General features: G+C 65.9%; 17 protein-coding genes and 1 pseudogene. 3 read left to right on the top strand and 15 right to left on the bottom strand.

The genetic code is table 11. The annotated features are described in order from the left end of the window. Positions 1 to 24 precede the first annotated feature (24 nt). A complete protein-coding gene (locus WI560_RS14695; protein ID WP_375308556.1) occupies positions 25 to 396 on the top strand; it encodes a response regulator in 372 nt (123 codons plus the stop codon). A gap of 3 nt (positions 397 to 399) precedes the next feature. Here the strand turns inward: WI560_RS14695 and surE are convergent, their stop codons facing one another. The 12 genes from surE to WI560_RS14635 form a co-directional block, all read right to left on the bottom strand. Next, on the bottom strand, positions 400 to 1,167 hold the full coding sequence (gene surE / locus WI560_RS14690; RefSeq protein ID WP_375308555.1) for a 5'/3'-nucleotidase SurE: 768 nt from the start codon (positions 1,165 to 1,167) through the stop codon (positions 400 to 402). 109 nt (positions 1,168 to 1,276) lie between these two features. Further along, a complete protein-coding gene (locus tag WI560_RS14685; RefSeq protein WP_375308554.1) occupies positions 1,277 to 1,639 on the bottom strand; it encodes a hypothetical protein in 363 nt (120 codons plus the stop codon). Positions 1,640 to 1,763: 124 nt separating this feature from the next. Further along, positions 1,764 to 3,095, bottom strand: a complete 1,332-nt coding sequence (serS, locus tag WI560_RS14680; RefSeq protein WP_375308553.1) for a serine--tRNA ligase — start codon at positions 3,093 to 3,095, stop codon at positions 1,764 to 1,766. 138 nt (positions 3,096 to 3,233) lie between these two features. After that, positions 3,234 to 4,046, bottom strand: coding sequence for a twin-arginine translocase subunit TatC (gene tatC / locus WI560_RS14675; RefSeq protein ID WP_375308552.1), 813 nt, complete (start codon positions 4,044 to 4,046; stop codon positions 3,234 to 3,236). Next, positions 4,043 to 4,579 carry a Sec-independent protein translocase protein TatB gene (gene tatB / locus WI560_RS14670; protein ID WP_375308551.1) on the bottom strand — a complete coding sequence of 179 codons (537 nt, stop codon included), beginning with the start codon at positions 4,577 to 4,579 and terminating at the stop codon, positions 4,043 to 4,045. Before tatB ends, tatC begins: the two co-directional genes overlap by 4 nt. Positions 4,580 to 4,672: 93 nt before the next feature. Continuing rightward, positions 4,673 to 4,906: a twin-arginine translocase TatA/TatE family subunit gene (locus WI560_RS14665; RefSeq protein WP_375308550.1), complete on the bottom strand. Its 234-nt coding sequence runs from the start codon at positions 4,904 to 4,906 to the stop codon at positions 4,673 to 4,675. 167 nt (positions 4,907 to 5,073) lie between these two features. After that, positions 5,074 to 5,850 carry an SMC-Scp complex subunit ScpB gene (gene scpB, locus WI560_RS14660; RefSeq protein ID WP_375308549.1) on the bottom strand — a complete coding sequence of 259 codons (777 nt, stop codon included), beginning with the start codon at positions 5,848 to 5,850 and terminating at the stop codon, positions 5,074 to 5,076. 21 nt (positions 5,851 to 5,871) lie between these two features. Then, positions 5,872 to 6,711 carry a ScpA family protein gene (locus tag WI560_RS14655; protein WP_028136235.1) on the bottom strand — a complete coding sequence of 280 codons (840 nt, stop codon included), beginning with the start codon at positions 6,709 to 6,711 and terminating at the stop codon, positions 5,872 to 5,874. Next, positions 6,708 to 7,736: a beta-N-acetylhexosaminidase gene (gene nagZ, locus WI560_RS14650; RefSeq protein WP_375308548.1), complete on the bottom strand. Its 1,029-nt coding sequence runs from the start codon at positions 7,734 to 7,736 to the stop codon at positions 6,708 to 6,710. Before nagZ ends, WI560_RS14655 begins: the two co-directional genes overlap by 4 nt. A gap of 46 nt (positions 7,737 to 7,782) precedes the next feature. Further along, positions 7,783 to 9,318 carry an SPOR domain-containing protein gene (locus tag WI560_RS14645; RefSeq protein WP_375308547.1) on the bottom strand — a complete coding sequence of 512 codons (1,536 nt, stop codon included), beginning with the start codon at positions 9,316 to 9,318 and terminating at the stop codon, positions 7,783 to 7,785. 140 nt (positions 9,319 to 9,458) lie between these two features. Further along, positions 9,459 to 11,249 carry an arginine--tRNA ligase gene (argS, locus tag WI560_RS14640; RefSeq protein ID WP_375308546.1) on the bottom strand — a complete coding sequence of 597 codons (1,791 nt, stop codon included), beginning with the start codon at positions 11,247 to 11,249 and terminating at the stop codon, positions 9,459 to 9,461. 9 nt (positions 11,250 to 11,258) lie between these two features. After that, positions 11,259 to 12,467, bottom strand: a complete 1,209-nt coding sequence (locus WI560_RS14635) for a deoxyguanosinetriphosphate triphosphohydrolase (protein WP_375308545.1) — start codon at positions 12,465 to 12,467, stop codon at positions 11,259 to 11,261. Between the two features lie 117 nt (positions 12,468 to 12,584). Here WI560_RS14635 and erpA point away from each other — a divergent pair, with 117 nt between their 5' ends. Then, the gene (gene erpA, locus WI560_RS14630) at positions 12,585 to 12,914 is read left to right on the top strand and encodes an iron-sulfur cluster insertion protein ErpA (RefSeq protein ID WP_024342679.1); all 330 of its coding nucleotides are present in this window, start codon (positions 12,585 to 12,587) and stop codon (positions 12,912 to 12,914) included. A 4-nt stretch (positions 12,915 to 12,918) separates the two neighbouring features. Here erpA and WI560_RS14625 read toward each other — a convergent pair whose 3' ends face one another. Then, the gene (locus tag WI560_RS14625) at positions 12,919 to 15,240 is read right to left on the bottom strand and encodes an ATP-binding protein (protein WP_375308544.1); all 2,322 of its coding nucleotides are present in this window, start codon (positions 15,238 to 15,240) and stop codon (positions 12,919 to 12,921) included. Positions 15,241 to 15,396: 156 nt separating this feature from the next. Between WI560_RS14625 and xth the strand changes: the two genes are divergently transcribed. Continuing rightward, positions 15,397 to 16,194 (top strand): exodeoxyribonuclease III, encoded by a 798-nt coding sequence (gene xth / locus WI560_RS14620; protein WP_375308543.1) that lies wholly within the window; start codon positions 15,397 to 15,399, stop codon positions 16,192 to 16,194. Positions 16,195 to 16,322: 128 nt separating this feature from the next. On the opposite strand, the pseudogene WI560_RS14615 reads toward xth, so the two are convergent. Next, positions 16,323 to 17,149 (bottom strand): annotated as a pseudogene (locus WI560_RS14615) (tetratricopeptide repeat protein). Continuing rightward, on the bottom strand, positions 17,136 to 18,857 hold the full coding sequence (gene ilvD / locus WI560_RS14610; protein WP_375308542.1) for a dihydroxy-acid dehydratase: 1,722 nt from the start codon (positions 18,855 to 18,857) through the stop codon (positions 17,136 to 17,138). The pseudogene WI560_RS14615 and the gene ilvD overlap by 14 nt, the downstream one beginning before the upstream one ends. Positions 18,858 to 18,989: the final 132 nt, after the last annotated feature.

The following is an 18,989-nucleotide window of genomic DNA, read 5'->3' as shown; positions in this document are numbered from 1 at the left end:
TCGGCAATGGGCAAGGACTCAACCATGACCGCGACAGGGCTTTCCGGCCGCTCTGTATTCCTCGTCGAGGACGAGGTGATGATCAGGATGATGGTAGCGGATATGCTCGAGGAGCTCGGCTACAAGGTCGCAGCCGAGGCGGGCGACATCACCGAGGCCATGCGGCTCGCCGAGGCGACCGAGTTCGACATCGCCATTCTCGACGTCAACGTCAACGGCAAGGTCATCTCGCCGGTCGCCGACGTGATCAAGGCCAAGGGCTGCCCGTTCATCTTCGCCACCGGCTACGGCTCCTCCGGCCTGCCCGAGCAATACCGCGACCGGCCGGCGCTCCAGAAGCCGTTTCAGCTCGACGCGCTCGGCAAGACCATCGAAGCCGCGCTCCGCGGCGAATAGGCGCTATTTCAGCATCGCGCTGAGCTCTTCCGAAAACGCCTCATTGGTGCGATCGAGCCTCAGCGGCGTAACCGAGACGTAGCGCTCGCGCAGCGCCGCCAGATCGGTGCCGTCGGCCGGCGTGTCCATCATCGCGGCGCGCTCGAAGCCGATCCAGAAATAGGGATTGCCGCGGCCGTCCTTGCGCTCGTCGACTCGCAGGAAACCGAGATTGCGCTTGCCCTGGCGGGTGACGCGGATGCCGAGCACTTCCTCCGGCGCGCAGGACGGGAAGTTGACGTTGATGACGGTGTCCTTCGGAACGCCGGCGGCAATCACCTTGCGCAGGATGTCGGGACCGAACTTGCGTGCGGTGTCCCACGGCGGGCGCTCGCGGGTCTCGAGGCTGAACTCCTGCGACAGCGCGAACGACGGCAGGCCCAGGATGGTCCCCTCCAGCGCGCCGGCGATGGTGCCGGAATAGACCACGTCCTCGGCCACGTTGCGGCCCTTGTTGACCCCGGACAGCACGACGTCGGGCAGCTTGGGTCCAAGGATATGGCGCGCGCCCATGATGACGCAGTCGGTCGGCGTGCCGCGCACGGCAAAATGCCGGGGTCCGACCTCGCGCAGGCGCAACGGATCGTTCAACGACAGCGAATGCGACACGCCGGACTGGTCGAGCTCGGGCGCCACCACCCAGACGTCGTCGGACAGCGCGCGCGCGATCTCCTCGACGATCTTGAGGCCGGGGGCATGGATGCCGTCGTCATTGGTGCAGAGAATGCGCATGCGAAAGGTTCGATTCCGAAAAAGGGGGTCTGAGCCGTCTTATCCGGCTGGGGGCGATCAGGCAAACCGGGCGATTGCGGTCCGGCGGCAGGTTCCCGGCCGGGGCCCGTCAGCGGCGGATGCGCCATTGCGGCAGGAAGCGCGCCAGCCGGCCTTCCGCCCGCAGCTGCATCGCCGGTACGGCCGGGCTCACGACGGGGGCCTCGATCACGCCGAGCGCCTTCAGCTGCGCGACCAGCGGGTCGGACGCCGGCTCCTGCGGAAAGCGTTCGCGCGCCACCGTCAGCGCCTTGTCGAAATCGGCTGCATTCACGCCGGGCTTGGCCCGGCGGCTTTGCACGAGTTGGTCGTCCCAGAGCCGCGCGATCTCGATGTCGAGCACGCCGCGCAGGCGCTGATCGATCGCCTGGATGCCGGCCCCCGTCACCGCCCATTGTCGGCCGACCCAGAAAATGTCGCGGTGCAAGGCCATGAAGCGGAGGGTTCGCGTTGTCGAGGGGCCGGCAGGATAACCGGCCGCCCGGTCTTCGCAACGCGATTCTCGTCATGCCGCGTCTTCTTGACGCGAACCGGTATCCACTTCGCTCGAAAACGCTTTAGTCGCGCGCGATCACCTTCATCCCGCCCATATAAGGCTGGAGCACGTCGGGGACCGCAATCGAGCCGTCCTCCTGCTGATAGGTCTCCATCACGGCGATCAGCGCGCGGCCGACCGCGGTGCCGGAGCCGTTCAGCGTGTGCACGAAGCGCGGCTTGCCGTCGGGGCCGCGCGAGCGCGCATCCATCCGCCGCGCCTGGAAGTCGCCGCAGACCGAGCAGCTGGAGATCTCGCGAAACATGCCGCCCTCGCCCTGCCCGGGCATCCAGACCTCGATGTCATAGGTTTTTTGCGCCGAGAAGCCCATGTCCCCTGCGCACAGCGTCATCACGCGATAATGCAGGTCGAGCTTCTGCAGCACCTGCTCGGCGCAGGACAGCATCCGCTCCAGCTCGTCCCTGCTCACTTCCGGCGTCGTGATCGAGACCAGCTCGACCTTGGTGAACTGGTGCTGGCGGATCATGCCGCGCGTGTCGCGCCCGGCAGCCCCCGCCTCCGCGCGGAAGCACGGCGTCAGCGCGGTGAGCCGCATCGGCAGCAGCTTCTCGTCGAGGATGGATTCGCGCGCGAGGTTGGTGAGCGAGACTTCGGCGGTCGGAATGAGGCCGAGGCGCTCGGTCCTCAGCCGCTCCTGATCGGGCGCAACGAGAAGCTCGCCCTTGACCGCCCAGAACTGATCGTCCTCGAACTTCGGCAATTGTCCGGTGCCGAACATCACTTCGTTGCGCACCAGCAGCGGCGGATTGATCTCGGTGTAGCCGTGCTCGGTGGTGTGCAGGTCGAGCATGAACTGGCCGATCGCACGTTCGAGCCGCGCGAGGCCCTTCTTCAGCACGACGAAGCGCGCGCCGGAGAGCTTGGCCGCCGCCTCGAAATCCATGTAGCCGAGCGCGGTGCCGAGATCATCATGCAGCTTCGGCGTGAAGCTGTAATTGCGCTTGTTGCCGAACACATGGCGCTGCACGTTGCCGTGCTCGTCGACACCGTCGGGCACCTCGTCGAACGGAATGTTCGGGATCGCCGCCAGCTCTTTGGTCAGCTCGTCGTCGGCGGCCTTCGCGGCGGCTTCAAGCTCAGGCATCGTGGTCTTGAGCTCGGCGACCTCGGCCATCAGCTTGGCGGCGCGCGCCTCGTCCTTGGCCTTCTTGGCGTCACCGATCTCCTTGGACGCCGCGTTGCGCCGCGCCTGCGCCTGCTCGGAGGCGAGGATCGCAGCACGGCGCTTCTCGTCGATCGCCAGCAGCGAGCCCGACATCGGCTTCAAACCGCGCCGGGCGAGGCCGGCGTCGAAGGCTTGCGGATTGTCGCGGATCGATTTGATGTCGTGCATGGCTGTCTTCCCGTCATGGCCGGGTTTATCCCGGCCATCCACGTGTCTGCCGCCTTAGACCAAGTCGTGGATGCCCGGGTCAAGCCCGGGCATGACGAATCATGGGCCGAGCAGCGCGATGATAGAGCGAAAGCGCCCCTACTCCGCCGGATTGGCCGGCGTCGACACGTCGGTGCCGGTGGCCGCTTGCGAGGCCGCGGCCTTTCTCTCCACCATGCCGACCGCGATGATCGAGCCCTCGTAGAGCGCCATCAGCGGAAACGCCAGGGAGCACTGGCTGAGCACGTCGGGCGGCGTCAACACGGCGGCGATCACGAAGGCGAGGACGATGAAATAGCGGCGCTTCTCGCGCAGCATTTTCGAGCTGACGATGCCGATCCGCCCGAGCAGCGTCAGGATCACCGGAAGCTGGAAGGCGATGCCGAAGGCGAAGATCAGCGACATCATCAGCGACAGATATTCGCCGACCTTGGGCAGCAGCTGGATCTGCGCGGTCTCGTCGCCGCCGGCCTGCTGCATGCCGAGCGAGAAGCGGACCAGCATCGGCAGCACGACGAAATAGACCAGCGCAGCGCCGAGCACGAAGAAGAACGGGGTCGCGACCAGATACGGCAGGAAAGCCTGCTTCTCGTGCTTGTAGAGGCCGGGCGCGACGAACTTGTAGATCTGGGTCGCGATGATCGGGAACGAGATGAAGCCGGCCCCGAACAATGCGAGCTTGAGCTGGGTGATGAAATATTCCAGCAGCGCCGTGTAGATGAACTTGGAGTTCTCGGGGCCCGCGATCCACACGAACGGCCAGACCAGCACGTTGTAGATCTGCTTGGCGAAGAAGAAGCAGAAGATGAATGCTATGCCGAAGCCGAGCAGCGCCTTGATCAGCCGCGAGCGCAGCTCGATCAGATGGTCCATCAGCGGGGCTTTGCTGGCCTCGATATCGGCGTCGGTCATGACGCTTTGGCGTCCTTGATCGCTTCGGACGGGGCGGTGTCCTGCGCCACCTTTGCCTGCTCGACCTCACGGGTGATCACAAGCGGCTCGCTGGCTGCCGCATGCGCCTCGGCTTCCATGAAGGTTGCGGGCGTCGGCGCTTCCGGCGTGGTCGGCACTGCCGGCGCTTCACTTGAAGTCGGCGGCGCTTCACTCGAAGTTGCCGGCGGTTCGACAGCATTCGTCGTGGACGTCTCGGCCGGCTTGTCCAGCGCATCGACGCGCAGCGCGTCGCTGACGTCCTTCTGGAGCGAGGTCAGCGGATTGAATCCGGTGGCGGCTTCCTTGACCTCGTCGAAGCTCTTCTTGAGGTCGGCCATCTCGGCCTCGCGCATCGCTTCCTGAAACTGGCCCTGGAATTCGGCGGCCATCTTGCGCGCCTTGCCCATCCATTGTCCGACCATGCGCAGCACGCCCGGCAGCTCTTTCGGGCCGATGGCGATCAGGGCCACGACCCCGATCAGGACCAGTTCACTCCACCCGATGTCGAACATGAGGTCTTCCGTTCACGCGAAGCCGCAACCGGCCCAATCCCTTGCGCGCAGGATCGGGGCCGCCCTACCCACGTCTCGCGTGCTGCTCTCGGCTCAGACGGCCTTGCTGCCGACGTCGGTCCGCGCCGCGGTCGGAGCACCATTGTGCTCGATGGACTTGGCCGGCTCGGGCTTGTCGGCGGACTTGTCGTCGTCCTGCATGCCCTTCTTGAAGGCCTTGATGCCCTGCGCCACGTCGCCCATCAGGTCCGAAATCTTCCCGCGGCCGAACAGCAGCAGGACCACTGCGATCACCAGGATCCAGTGCCAAATGCTGAGTGAACCCATCCTGCAACCCTCCAAACGCGCATGGCCGGGGACCCGGCCGATCTTCACCGAAACCTAGGCTCGGCAGGCCGCAAAAACAAGGACCTAGGCAGCGCCAATTCGCTGTGAGCGCTACGTAATCTTGCTAGTGTTAACCGGTCGCAGGGGGCCCGTCAGCGGACGGTACGTCAGTCCTCGTTGCCGCCTTTGCTGCCGCCCTCGCCGTGTTCCTCATTGCCGGCTTCCGCGGTCGTTTCCGCAGTCTCGGGCTCGACCGCTGGCGCCAGCGCCAGATCGAGCTCGTCGCCCGGTTCCAGCGGATCCTCGTCCTCGCGCAGCGTCGGATCGTCGGACGGCGTCGGCACGCTGAATCCGGTCGGCAGGCGCGAATCCAGCAGGCCCGTGCCTTTCAGCTCCTCCAGGCCCGGCAGATCGCCGAGCTGTTCCAGGGTGAACTGCGACAGGAAGTCCTCGGTGGTTCCAAAGGTCAGCGGACGACCGGGCGTCTTGCGCCGGCCGCGCGGCTTGATCCAGCCGGTCTCCAGCAGCACGTCGAGCGTGCCCTTCGAGGTGACGACGCCGCGGATCTCCTCGATCTCGGCGCGCGTCACAGGTTGGTGATAGGCGATGATCGCCAGCACCTCGATCGCCGCGCGCGACAGGCGCCGGGTCTCGGTGCTCTCCCGCGTCATCAGCCAGGCGAGATCGCCGGCCGTGCGGAAGGTCCATTTGTTGGCGACGCGGACGAGATTCACCCCGCGCAAGGAATAGTCGGCCTGGAGCTGTTCCAGCGCGGCCTTGACGTCGACGCCCTCGGGCATGCGCTTGGCCAGCGTCGCGGTGTCCAGCGGTTCACTCGAAGCGAACAGCAGCGCTTCCAGCAGCCGCAATTCCTCGGGACGTGCCTGGGATTCGTTCTCCATCGGCTCGGCCTCTTCTACCCGCACTTCAGCCAGGCTTGCCATGGCAGATTCTCCTTCTTGCACTTAAGCGACCGGCGCATCAGGCGCAGGAGCTGCATCCGGGACCGGTTTCGGGCGCCCCTTCCGGAAATAGATGGGCGCAAACGCCTCTTTCTGATTCAGTTCCAGCTGACCTTCGCGCACCAGTTCCAGGGCGGCGGCAAAGCTCGAGGCGAACACCGTCGCGCGCTGGGTGGGATCGGCGACATGCCGGATCAGAAAATCATCCAGCACGCCCCAATCGTCCTGCTCGTTGAGGCTGCCGACCAGCCGCTCCAGCGTGGCGCGTGCTTCGGCGAGCGACCACACGGTGCGCTTGGCCAGATGCACGCTCGCCAGCACGCGCGATTGGCGCTGCGAGGCATAGGCGGTGAGCAGATCGTACAGCGTTGCGGTGTATTTCGGATGCTTGATCTCGGCGATCTGCTCGGGCTCGCCGCGCGGGAAGATGTCGCGCTGCAATTGCGGCCTGTTCATCAGCCGGTTGGCGGCTTCGCGAATGGCCTCCAGCCGGCGCAGGCGGTTGGCGAGCGCGGTCGCCATCTGCTCGGCGCTCGGGCCCTCCGCGCTCGGCGGCTCCGGCAGCAGCAGGCGCGACTTCAGGAAGGCGAGCCACGCCGCCATGACGAGATAATCGGCGGCAAGCTCGAGCCGGATCTTTCGCGCGGCTTCGATGAAATGAAGATATTGGTCGGCCAAGGCCAGGATGGAGATCTTGGCGAGGTCGACCTTCTGCTGCCGCGCCAGCGCGAGCAGCAGGTCGAGCGGGCCCTCATAGCCCTCGACGTCCACCACCAACGCCGGCTCACCCTCGGCAAGCTCTGCGGGCCGCCCGGTCTCGAACGATAGAATTTCTGCGGTCATGCGGATGCCGTGGTTGTCCGTGCGATCAATGCGTCCAGCTCTGCGCGTGCGGCCTCGCGGTCGAGCGGCTGCGGCGTCTTGCGCGCGCCGAGGGCGGCATTCGCCCGCTCCAGCGCCCGGCCGGACAGCACGGGCGTCTCACCGGCGACCGCACGCATCTCATCGATATTGCCGTTGCAATGCAGGGCCACATCGCAGCCGGCCGCGAAGATGGCGCGGGTCCGTTCGGCGATAGTCCCCGACAGCGCGTTCATCGACACGTCATCACTCATCAACAAACCCTGGAACCCGATTGCGCCGCGAATCACGTCAGCAATCATTGTCGCAGATGTCGTCGCCGGATGGGCGGGGTCGACCGCGCTAAACACAACATGTGCAGTCATGGCCATCGGCAGGTCCGACAGCGGCTTGAATGCCGCGAAGTCGGTCCGTTCCAGCTCGTCCCTCGGCGTATCCACCGTCGGCAGCTTGAAATGGGTGTCCGCAGTGGCGCGGCCATGGCCGGGAATGTGCTTGAGGACCGGCAGCACGCCACCCTGCTCCAGCCCTTCGGTGACGGCGCGCGCGATCGCCGCGACCTTGGCCGGTTCGGTGCCATAGGCCCGGTTCCCGATGACGGCATCGGCGCCCGCGACCGGCACGTCGGCCAGCGGCAGGCAATCCACGGTAATGCCGAGATCGGCCAGATCAGCGGCAATCAGGCGGGCGGACAGGCGCGCCGCCGTGAGCCCGAGGGCCGAATCAGTGTCGTACAAGGTCGAGAACACGGCGCCCGGCGGATAGACCGGCCAGTGCGGCGGACCGAGCCGCTGCACCCGTCCGCCCTCCTGGTCGATCAGGACGGGCGCGTCGGCAACCCCGACCGCGCTGCGCAATTCTGCAACCAATGCAGCAACTTGAGCTGGGGTGGCGACATTGCGCTTGAACAGGATGAAGCCCCACGGGCGCTGCTCGCGGATAAACTCCCGCTCGACGGCGGTCAGTTCCGTTCCGGATACGCCGGTAATGAAGGCCCGCGTGCTCATAACGGCCGATTAACCCTGACCCGCGAGGGGGTCAAGGAAACGGCCGTTAATTCCTCTGGACGAAGCAGGCGGACAGGCCGGCGGACTTCAGGCTGTTGCAGGCATGCGTCGCCTCCTCCGCCGAGGCGTAGGGACCAGCGAAGGCGCGGTAGACGACGCCCTTGCCCTTGTCGGTCAGGTCGACGCGCTTGATCACCGGCGAGCGCGAGCCGAGCACGCTGCCATACTTGCTCTGAAGCACGCGGTAGGACGCGGCGGCGCTTTCCTCGCTCTGCTGCGAGGAGACCTGCACGATGTAACCACCGCCGCTGCCGGCGGGCGCGATCTGGGTCGGAGTGGTCGCCGCCATCCGCTGCGGCGGCTCGGCGGCCGGCGCCGATTGCGGGGCCAGCGACATCGGCTGATTGGCGCTGGCATTGGCTGAGGTCGGCGGACTGCGCGGCGCGGCCGGTGCGGGCGCGGCAACAGGCTTCGGCGCAGCCGCGGGCTTGGCAGCGGCCGATTGCGGCGCGGCGCTGTCGGTCTGATCGCCCTTCACGGCGACGGTCCTGATCGGGCGCGGCGAATTGTTCGGCAGTGTGCCGTTGCTTGCGCCCGGCGGCGGCACTGCGGACGGCGACACGCTCGCGACCGATGGCGGGTTCGCATTCTGGTTCAGCGGCGGGAACACGACGCGGGGACCGCCTGCCTTGGCGTTGACGTCCACCGGCGCCTCTTCGCGCGGCACGATCTTCTCGGTGCCATCGCCGATCGCCATGCGATCCGGCACCTTGGCCGAGGAATCCGTCGGCGCAGGCACGATCTTGGTTGGCGTGTTGTCCGCCTTGATGATCGGCGGCTCGCCGCTGCGGGACGAGCCGATGTAGGTCTTGTAGGCGAAGGCAGCGCCAGTGCCGACCACGGCCAGCGCCAGGATGGCCGCGACCGTCATCATGCCGCCGCGCTGCTTCTTGGGCTCGTCGAGCTCCTCCTCCGGATACTCGCTCTGGTACGCGTAAGGATCGTCCGGATAGGCCGGCTCACGCTGATAGTCCTGCTCGCCCGCCTCGAGCCGGCCATACAGCGCATCGTCGTAGCGCGATGGATCGGGCTGCTGATACGCTTGCTGCTCGTAGGCCTGATCCTGCGGCTGGTAAGCCGGCCCCTGATGGGCGTGATCCTGATAGGCGTGATCTTGATAGGCTTGCGGCTGACGAAGTTCAGGCTCCGGCACCGCGGGCGGGGCCGAATAGCGATGCAACGGATGAACCGGATTGACGGTGACCGGATAGTCGGGCTCCGCGGGTGCCGGCTGCGGCTGCACATTGGCGCGCCGCATCCATGAGGGCGGTCCGGGCGGCGCAGGCTCGGCATAGTCCTGCCGATCATCGTCCTGCCGGTAATCGTCGTCCTGATAGCTCTGGGCGGGCGGGGATACTGCCGGCGGACGCGCACCGGGCCGCGCCTGCGCGGCGAAAGGATCGGTCTGTCCGATCAGGCGGGCGAGTTCAGCCAAGGGATCGCTGTCCGCCTTCCCATGCTGATCGCCACCGCGACCATAGTCATCGGAAGGAAACGGTCTGTCCTGATATCGTTCGGCCATCGTGATGATGCGTCCCTTCGGGAAAGCCGCGCGCCCCTCGACCAAGGCACGGCTTTCGACCCACAAGGCTTTCAACCAAGTCTAAGCGATCCGGCTTCTGCCGGTTACCCCCGAATTCCCCTTAAGTAGTTCGCCCCAAACTACCGCATCTCGTTCGGAGCATGGACGCCGAGGATGGCGAGGCCCGATGCCAGAACCGAGACGACGCCCTGGACCATGGCCAGCCGCGCCTTTGTTAGAACTGCATCATTATTGATAATGAAGCGTAAATAGGGCAAATCGCGCCCCTTCGTCCAAAGTGCATGAAATTCGCTGGCTAAATCATAGAGATAAAAGGCAATTCGGTGCGGCTCGTGGGCCGCTGCGGCGGCTTCGAGCATACGAGGATATATTGCGAGGCGCTTGAGAAGTTCAAGCTCGACCGGATCCGATAACCGTTCCACCGCCGACTCACTGAGCCAGGCGATTCGTTCGTCGGTCGCCTCGGGAAGCTCCGGGAACATTTCGGCCCGCGCGTTGCGGAAGATCGAGTGGCCGCGGGCGTGACCGTACTGAACGTAGAACACCGGGTTGTCGCGCGACTGCTCCATGACCTTGGCGAGGTCGAAGTCGAGCACCGCGTCGTTCTTGCGATAGAGCATCATGAAGCGGACGGCGTCCTGGCCGACTTCATCCACCACCTCACGCAAGGTGACGAAGTCCCCGCTCCGCTTCGACATTTTGACCGGCTCGCCATTCCGCAGCAGCTTGACGAGCTGGACGATCTTGACGTCGAGCGAGCCCTTGCCCGACGTCGTCGCCTTCACCGCCGCCTGCATGCGCTTGATGTAGCCGCCATGATCGGCGCCCCAGACGTCGATCATCTCGGCAAAACCACGGTCGAACTTGTTCTTGTGGTAGGCGATGTCGGAGGCGAAATAAGTGTAGGAACCGTCCGACTTGATCAGCGGACGATCGACGTCGTCGCCGTAAGCGGTCGCCCTGAACAGCAACTGCTCGCGGTCTTCCCAGTCCTCGACCGGGGCGCCCTTCGGCGGCGGCAGGCGGCCTTCGTAGATGTCGCCCTTGGCCTTGAGGAAATCGATGGTCTCGGCAACCTTGTTGTTGCCGCCCTCGATCAGCGAGCGCTCCGAGAAGAACACGTCGTGGCGGATGTTGAGGGCGGCGAGATCGTCCTTGATCTCATCCATCATCATCGCGATCGCCTTGGCGCGGACCGTCGGCAGCCACCCGGCCTCGCTCACCGCGAGGAGCTTGTCGCCGTGCTCCGTCGCAAGCGCCTGTCCGACCGGCTTGAGGTAGTCGCCAGGATAGAGCCCTTCCGGGATCGCGCCGATGTCCTCGCCGAGCGCCTCGCGATAGCGCAGGAAGGCGGAGCGCGCGAGCACGTCGACCTGGGCGCCGGCGTCGTTGATGTAATATTCGCGCGTGACGTCGTGGCCGGCGAACTGGAGCAGGCTCGCCAGCGCGTCGCCGAACACGGCGCCACGGCAATGGCCGACATGCATCGGCCCGGTCGGGTTGGCCGAGACGTATTCGATGTTCACCTTGGAGCCGCCGCGGACGCGGCCGTAATCGGCGGCCTCGCGCAGCACCGTCCGCAGCGCCTCGGCCCAGGCGGCCGGCCTCAAGGTCAGATTGATGAAGCCGGGACCTGCGACGTCGACCTTGGCGATCAGCGCGTCCCCCCGAAGCCGCTCTGCGATCTGCTCGGCGAGATCGCGCGGCTTTGCCCTGGCCTCTTTCGCCAGCACCATGGCAGCGTTGGTCGCCATGTCGCCATGGGTGGCATCGCGCGGCGGCTCGACCACCACGCGCGCGAAATCGATGCCCTCGGGCCAGCCTGCGTCCTTCGCAAGCGCGCGGCAGGCGGCGTGCACGCGTGCGAGCACGTCGGCGAACAAATGCAGTGCTGAGGATGTGTCGGGCATGGCCGCCGCCTAACGCAAATCCGGGGTCGAGTCAAAGAGCCGCTGGTGCTCGGTCAGGGCGAAACGGTCGGTCATTCCGGCAATGAAATTGCCGATCCGGCGCGCCCGGTCGCCCTCATTGTCCGTCTCGGCCCCGAGCAGCCATTCCGGCGGCAGTTCGCCAGGGGATTGCAGGTATTTCGCGAACAGGTCGAACAGGATCTCCTCGGCCTCCCCCATCACCCGCATCACCCGCTTGTGGCGGTACATGTGCTGGTAGAGAAAGGCCTTGATGGCGGCCTCTTCCTCCGCGACCTCGGCTGGGAACGCGACCAGGGCCCGGCTCTGCTGGCGGACGTCCTGGGCCGATTGCGGCTTCACCGCGGCAAGGTTGTTCTGCGCCTGCGCGAATACCGCGCCGATCAGATGCGAGATCAGCTCGCGCACCAGCTCGGCGCCGCGCCTGAAGTCTTCGAGGTCAGGGTAATGCGCGGAGGTCTCGGCGATGATCTCCGCCGTGAGCGGCATCACCTTGAGATCGTCGAGATGGAATAGCCCGGCGCGCAGGCCATCGTCGATGTCGTGGGCGTCATAGGCGATGTCGTCGGCGATGGCGGCGACCTGTGCCTCCAGCGAGGCGAAGCTCCACAATTCGAGATCGTAGGTCCTGACGTAGTCGGCGATGCCGACGGGAATGCCGTGCTCGCGATAGCGCCCGACCGGCGCGCCGCTGCGATCGGTCAGCGGACCGTTGTGCTTGACGATGCCCTCCAGCGATTCCCAGGTCAGGTTGAGCCCGTCGAACTCGGGATAGCGGTGCTCCAGCGAAGCGACGACGCGGAGCGTCTGGGCATTGTGGTCGAAGCCGCCGAACTGCTTCAGGCAGGCATCCAGCGCCCGCTCCCCGGCATGGCCGAACGGGGGATGACCGAGATCGTGGGCAAGGGCCAGGGTTTCGGTGAGGTCCTCGTCGAGGCCAAGCTGCCGCGCCAGTGCGCGAGCGATCTGCGCCACCTCCAGCGAGTGGGTTAGCCTCGTGCGGTAATGGTCCCCCTCGTGGAACACAAACACCTGGGTCTTGTACTTCAGGCGGCGGAACGCGGTGGAATGGATCACCCGGTCGCAATCCCGCCGGAACGGGCTGCGGGTCCGGCTCGGCGGCTCCGCGACCCGCCGGCCGCGGCTGCGGTCGGGATCGCAGGCATAGGGCGCGCGGGGAGCTGCCATTCCGACGGACACGACGAATTTAGTCCCTATCCATTTGATTCTGCGTATCCTTGCACTTAACTATGCCGGACGCGGGATACCAAATGAAATGGGTATCACGCGGGACGACCGGACTATCGGAGACCGACAATGACCACTGCCGTGACCATCAGCGATCGGGCCGCACGCCGGATCGGGGAGATCCTCAAGGGCGAAGGCTCTGGCGCGATGCTGCGCATCTCGGTCGAGGGCGGCGGCTGCTCGGGCTTCCAGTACAAGTTCGACATCGACCGTGCCCGGACCGACGATGATCTCGTGATCGAGCAGGACAATGCGGTGGTGCTGGTCGATTCCGCCTCACAGCCGTTCCTGGCGGGATCGCAGGTCGATTTCGTCGATGACCTGATCGGCGCCTCGTTCCGCGTCAACAATCCGAACGCCACCGCGTCCTGCGGCTGCGGCACCAGCTTCTCGGTCTGACTGGCTACGCGCCGGTCGCCTGCCTCTCCTCGTCCGTCCACTCCATCTCCATCGGCATCAGGTCCGGCTGGAGCGGCGCGTCGTCCGACATCACGTAGCCATCAAGCGCGCGCAGCAGGGCCGCGACCAGCGCCGGCTTGCGCAGCGGTTTGGCGAGGAAGTCCGACATGCCGGCCTCGCGGCAGATCCTGACATCCTCGGGGAAAGCGTTCGCGGTCAGCGCGACGATCGGAAGGCTTGCGAAGCGCCCGCCCTGCGCGCGGATCGCACGGGTGGCGGCAAGCCCGTCCATGTCGGGCATGCGCACATCCATCAGCACGACGTCGTAATTGCCCTCGGATGCCGCCGCGACGGCCTCGGCGCCATCGGTGACGACCCGCAGCTCGACGTCGAAGGCCCCTAGCATCTTGCTCACGACCATGCGGTTGACCGCATCGTCCTCCGCGACCAGCACCTTTAGCGGCCGATCGAGGCCGGCGATGCGGGCCTTGAGCACGTCGGCCTCGTCGCGCTCCGACGTTTGGTCGGATGCCTGCGCCTGGCTCCAGGGCAGCACCAGCGTGAAACGGAAGGTCGAGCCCTGCCCCGGCGTCGAGGTGACGCCGATGGTGCCGCCCATCTGCTCGATGATGCGCCGGGAGATCGCCAGGCCAAGGCCGGTGCCGCCGAAGCGGCGGCTGATCGAGGCATCGGCCTGCGCGAAGTCGCTGAAGAGCTGGCCGAGCTTTTCGGGGGCGATGCCGATGCCGCTGTCGGTCACCGCCCATTCCACGGTCGCGAGCAGGTCGCGGCGCGCCTGACAGGTCGCAGAGATCGTCACCTCGCCTTCGTCGGTGAACTTCACCGCGTTCGATGCGAGGTTGAGCAGCACCTGGCGAATGCGCGCGACGTCGCCGCGCAGCGTCGGCGGCAGGTTCGGATCGAGCTCGAGCCTGATTGCCAAATCCTTGCTCTTGCCGTTGCTCTTGACGCTCGCGCGCGCGACGTTGGCGACGGTCTCGACCAGCATCTGCGGGGTGAAATCGATCGCCTCGAACTGGAAGCGCCCCGCCTCGAGCTTGGACAGGTCGAGGATGTCGTTGAGGATGCGCTGGAGATTGTCGCCGGATTCGCGGATCGTGCTGACCGCCTCGCGCTGCTCCGGATCGAGCTTGGTCTCGAGCAGCATGCTGGCAAGCCCGAGCACGCCGTTCATGGGGGTGCGGATCTCGTGGCTCATCACCGCGAGGAAATCGGACTTGGCACGGCTCTCGGCCTCGGCCTTTTCCGCGCGCCAGCGCTCGGTCACGTCGCGTCCGAAGCCGCGATAGCCGAGGAACTGGCCCTCGCGGTCATAGGCCGGCTTCGCGGTCAGCGACCACAGCCGCGCCTCGCCGCCGGCGACGACCTTGAGGTTCATCTCGTGCAGCGGCTCGTTCTGCTCCATCAGGCCGACGACGTTGTAGGCCGCGCTCTTGTCCTCGGGGCAGAGCATGTCGAGCACGTCGGCGAAATACGCCCCCTTCAGCAGCGGCAGCGGCACCTGCGCGACGTCGGCGAAGCGGTCGGGCACATCGACCAGGCGCCCTTCGGCATCAGTCTGCCACAGCCAGTCGCTGGCGTTCGCCTGAAAATCCTTCAGCAGCAGCGAGATGATCTCGGTTTGCCGCTCCAGCTCGAGCTGGGCCTTGAGATTGCCGAGGAAGAGATTGCCCTGCGAGACGATGTTGCGCGCCATGAAGAATGCGAACAGCAGCAGGAACACCGCCGTCACCAGATAGGGCCCGGTGCCGCACAGCAGCAGCGCGCCGGCGCAGGCGACCGTCATGGTGGCGAGATAGACGAGGCCGGCGCGCGGGAAGGTCGAGAGCGTGAAGGCGCCGCCGGACATCATCCCGACCATCAGGCAGGCCAGGATCAGCTGGCTGGTCGGCTCGATACGGCTGAACAGAGCGAGCGGCAGCGCGCCCCAGATCGCGGCGAGGAAAAAGGCCTGCCGCAGCATCTGCCGCGCGGCGCGCGGCGAGGCCTCCTGCGGCGGGTTCTGATGCGATTTCCGCCATGAGCGCACCGCGAGCGAGGCGGTGGTGGCGAGCGTCAGACCCCAGATCGCGAGGAAATCGTTCCAGCCGCGGCCCCAGAACAGGATCAGCACGATGGCGACGTTCAGCATCGTCACCGCCATCGTCACCGGGATCAGCCGCGTCACGGCATCGATCTGCTTGGCGCGGATGCGGGCGATCTCGCGCTCGCTGAGACCGGCGGTCAGTCCATCCTCGATCTCGAAGCCGCCGAGCCAATACAGGAAGGCGCCGATCAGCCCGTCACGCAGCGCAGTTCGCTTCATCGACTTTGTCCGGCCAGCCCATCCGAGGAACCTGTTGACGATCAATGGCCTGCCGCCCGCTTAAGCCGGGTTAATTTTGTGGGAGATTTTGCGGCGTCCTTGACGGCCGCGTTTGCAGTTTGTTCTAACCATGGCCCCTGCCCGGAGCCCGCCGACATGACCATCAGAGTTGCCACCTGGAACGTGAACTCGGTCCGGCAGCGGATCGACCTGCTGCTGACCTGGCTGAGGGAGTGCCAGCCGGACATCGTCTGCCTCCAGGAGATCAAATGCGTCGACGAGGCCTTTCCGCGGCTGGAGATCGAGGCGCTCGGCTATAACGTGGTCACGCACGGGCAGAAGACCTTCAACGGCGTCGCCCTGCTCTCCAAGCTCCGTTTCGACGAGACCAAGTCGGGGCTTGCCGGCGACGACGAGGATGCTCATGCCCGCTTCCTCGAAGGCGTGGTGACGCTCAAGTCGGGCGTGCTGCGCATCGCCTGCCTCTATCTGCCCAACGGCAACCCGGTCGGGACCGAGAAATATCCCTACAAGCTCAAATGGATGTCGCGGCTTCTTGACTATTCGAAGGAGCGCCTCAAGACCGAGGAGCCGCTGATCCTCGCCGGCGACTTCAACGTCATCCCGAACGCCCGCGACGTGCACAATCCGGCCGCCTGGACCGAGGACGCCCTGTTCAAGACCGAGACGCGGGAGAGCTTCCAGTCCCTGCTCGGCCTCGGCCTGACCGACGCCTTGCGGGCAGTCACCGACGAGGGCGGGCTGTACACCTTCTGGGACTACCAGGCCGGGGCCTGGCAGAAGAACCAGGGGCTGCGGATCGACCATCTGCTGCTGTCGCCGCAGGCCAGCGACAAGCTCGCCAATGTCGGGATCGACAGCTATGTGCGCGGCTGGGAGAAGCCGTCGGATCACGTGCCGGTGTGGGCGGATCTGGATCTGGAGGCGGCGTGACGCACGCCGAGATGCCGCACCTGCGTAGGGTGGGCAAAGCGAAGCGTGCCCACCACCTGTTCCGATCATAACGAGATCGTGGGCACGGCGCTTTGCTTTGCGCCTTTGCCCACCCTACGGGACCGTGACTACTCCCTGCGCCCCTGCACCCACTGCTCCAGCATTTGCAGGGCCATGGCGCGGTCGTCGTCGGAGGCCTTGGCGAAGGCGCGGTTGTAGCTTTCCTTGATCCAGGTCTCTTCCGTGCCCGCGCTGTCACGGGCCAGGGTCAGCCACATCAGGCCGCGGGCAGCCTGCCGCGGCAGACGGTCGCCGTTGAACAGCATCTGGCCGAGCAGCGCCTGCGCCTGGTGCTGGCCCTTCTGCGCGGCGAGACCGAGCCAGCGCGCGCCGTAGCGGAAATCCTCGCGCGAGGCGTCCGGTGTCTTCAGATACAGCCGGGCAAGATCGTATTGCGCGTCGGCATTGCCGAAATAGGACGCCGCATAGGAGAACATCTCCCGCGCCCGCTCCGGATCCGACTTGATCTTCGAGTTCGGGATGCCGCTGAGATAGTAACGGCCGAGCGCGACGAAGGCATTGGCCACGATCTGCGCCTGCGGCGCCGACGGGCTGTCCTCGGCATGCGCGTTAGCGATCCGGCTGAAATATTCGAAGGCGCGCAGATCGTCCTGGGCGACGCCGTCGCCGTTGGCGTACATGCGGCCAAGCTTCCACTGCGCGATGGGGTGGCCGCCCTCCGCCGCATATTGCAGCGCACTGAGCGAGGTCTCCTGCGGCACGGCCGCGGCGCGATCTTGCCGCGCACCGTCGCCGCGGTTCCCGGCAAGTTGGTCACGACCGGAATGGTCGCGTCCTTCGGGTTGACCGGAGCGCCGTCGAAGGCAAGCGCCGGCGCGGCCAGCGCACTAGCCCCCAACACAAACGCAACTATGGCACGCCTAGATGTCCGCATAGCACTGTTTCTCGTGCGCGCCGCCCGGATGGGTCACTGCCCCCCCGACCGCTGGTCCAACCTGCTGAGCATACTTCCAGAGCGCACCCGACGTGTGGTTAGTCGCGCGAGCGCTCCATTTGGTCTTGCGCCGGGCGAGCTCGGCGTCGCTCAATTTTACGTTAAGGGTACCGGCGACCGCGTCGATCTCGATGATGTCGCCGTCCTCGAGCAGCCCGATCGGGCCGCCGATGGCGGCTTCCGGGCCGACATGGCCGATGCAGAAGCCGCGGGTGGCGCCGGAGAAGCGGCCGTCGGTGATGAGCGCGATCTTGCCGCCCATGCCCTGGCCGGTCAGCGCCGCGGTGGTCTGGAGCATTTCCCGCATGCCGGGGCCGCCCTTGGGCCCCTCGTAGCGGATCACGATGACTTCGCCTTCGCGGTAGGTGCGGTTCTGGACCGCCTCGAACGCATCCTCCTCACGGTCGAAGCACCTGGCCGGACCGGTGAACCTGAGGTTGGACATTCCCGCGACTTTCACGATCGCACCTTCTGGCGCCAAATTGCCCTTCAGACCGACCACACCGCCTGTCACGGTGATGGGCTTGTCTGCCGGGTGCACCACGTCCTGGTGCGGATTCCACTTCACGCTCTTGAGGTTTTCGGCGATCGTGCGGCCCGTGACGGTAAGGCAATCACCGTGCAGGAAGCCGTTGTCGAGCAGCGTCTTCATCAGAAGCGGTATGCCACCTACTTCAAACATGTCTTTGGCGACATAACGGCCGCCCGGCTTCAAATCCGCGACATATGGTGTCTTTTTGAAGATTTCGGCGACGTCGAATAAGTCGAACTTGATGCCGCACTCATGAGCGATCGCCGGCAGGTGCAGCGCAGCATTGGTCGAGCCGCCGGAGGCCGCGACCACGGCAGCCGCGTTCTCCAATGCCTTGCGGGTAACGATGTCGCGCGGCCGGATGTTGGACGCGATCAGGTCCATGATTTTCTCGCCCGCGGTCATGCAGAACGCGTCGCGGATTTCATACGGTGCCGGGGCACCGGCCGAGTAAGGCAGGGCGAGGCCGATCGCCTCGGAGACGGTCGCCATGGTGTTGGCGGTGAACTGCGCGCCGCAGGCGCCCGCCGAGGGGCACGCCACGCGCTCGATCTCGTCGAGGTCCTCGTCCGACATGGCACCGACCGAGTGCTTGCCGACCGCCTCGAACATGTCCTGCACGGTGACCTGCTGCCCACGGAACGTGCCGGGCAGGATCGAGCCGCCATAGATGAAGATCGAGGGCACGTTGAGACGGACCATCGCCATCATCATGCCGGGCAGCGACTTGTCGCAGCCGGCGAGCCCGACCAGGGCGTCATAGGCATGGCCGCGAACGGTGAGTTCGACGGAATCGGCGATGCATTCGCGCGACGGCAGCGACGAGCGCATGCCGTCATGGCCCATGGCGATGCCGTCGGTCACGGTGATGGTGCAGAACTCGCGCGGGGTGCCGCCGGCCGACGCCACGCCCTTCTTCACCGCCTGAGCCTGGCGCATCAGCGCGATGTTGCAGGGTGCAGCTTCATTCCAGCAGGACGCGACGCCGACGAAGGGCTGGTGGATCTGCTCGGTGGTCAGACCCATTGCGTAGAAATAGGACCGGTGCGGCGCGCGCGCAGGGCCTTCCGTCACGTGACGGCTCGGCAGCTTCTGCTTGTCAATCTTCGTGCGCATCGCAAACCAGTTTCCCCGGTCGACCCTTTCAGACCCGAAAAATCAGAGCCAAGATTTGAATCGACCTTGGGATTTTCCGGCGCCCCTTGGGACCGCCGCTGCCCTTCAAAAACTTAGAGTGATTTTATTCAT

The sequence above is a fragment of the Bradyrhizobium sp. A11 genome, assembly GCF_042077125.1.
Classification (GTDB): domain Bacteria; phylum Pseudomonadota; class Alphaproteobacteria; order Rhizobiales; family Xanthobacteraceae; genus Bradyrhizobium; species Bradyrhizobium japonicum_B.
This window is presented reverse-complemented; position numbering and strand designations above follow the sequence as displayed.

Coding starts and splice junctions, on each gene's coding strand:
- WI560_RS14695 (WP_375308556.1), top strand. CDS start 25: ATGACCGCGACAGGGCTTTCCGGCCGCTCTGTATTCCTCGTCGAGGAC.
- surE (WP_375308555.1), bottom strand. CDS start 1,167: ATGCGCATTCTCTGCACCAATGACGACGGCATCCATGCCCCCGGCCTC.
- WI560_RS14685 (WP_375308554.1), bottom strand. CDS start 1,639: ATGGCCTTGCACCGCGACATTTTCTGGGTCGGCCGACAATGGGCGGTG.
- serS (WP_375308553.1), bottom strand. CDS start 3,095: ATGCACGACATCAAATCGATCCGCGACAATCCGCAAGCCTTCGACGCC.
- tatC (WP_375308552.1), bottom strand. CDS start 4,046: ATGACCGACGCCGATATCGAGGCCAGCAAAGCCCCGCTGATGGACCAT.
- tatB (WP_375308551.1), bottom strand. CDS start 4,579: ATGTTCGACATCGGGTGGAGTGAACTGGTCCTGATCGGGGTCGTGGCC.
- WI560_RS14665 (WP_375308550.1), bottom strand. CDS start 4,906: ATGGGTTCACTCAGCATTTGGCACTGGATCCTGGTGATCGCAGTGGTC.
- scpB (WP_375308549.1), bottom strand. CDS start 5,850: ATGGCAAGCCTGGCTGAAGTGCGGGTAGAAGAGGCCGAGCCGATGGAG.
- WI560_RS14655 (WP_028136235.1), bottom strand. CDS start 6,711: ATGACCGCAGAAATTCTATCGTTCGAGACCGGGCGGCCCGCAGAGCTT.
- nagZ (WP_375308548.1), bottom strand. CDS start 7,736: ATGAGCACGCGGGCCTTCATTACCGGCGTATCCGGAACGGAACTGACC.
- WI560_RS14645 (WP_375308547.1), bottom strand. CDS start 9,318: ATGGCCGAACGATATCAGGACAGACCGTTTCCTTCCGATGACTATGGT.
- argS (WP_375308546.1), bottom strand. CDS start 11,249: ATGCCCGACACATCCTCAGCACTGCATTTGTTCGCCGACGTGCTCGCA.
- erpA (WP_024342679.1), top strand. CDS start 12,585: ATGACCACTGCCGTGACCATCAGCGATCGGGCCGCACGCCGGATCGGG.
- WI560_RS14625 (WP_375308544.1), bottom strand. CDS start 15,240: ATGAAGCGAACTGCGCTGCGTGACGGGCTGATCGGCGCCTTCCTGTAT.
- xth (WP_375308543.1), top strand. CDS start 15,397: ATGACCATCAGAGTTGCCACCTGGAACGTGAACTCGGTCCGGCAGCGG.
- ilvD (WP_375308542.1), bottom strand. CDS start 18,857: ATGCGCACGAAGATTGACAAGCAGAAGCTGCCGAGCCGTCACGTGACG.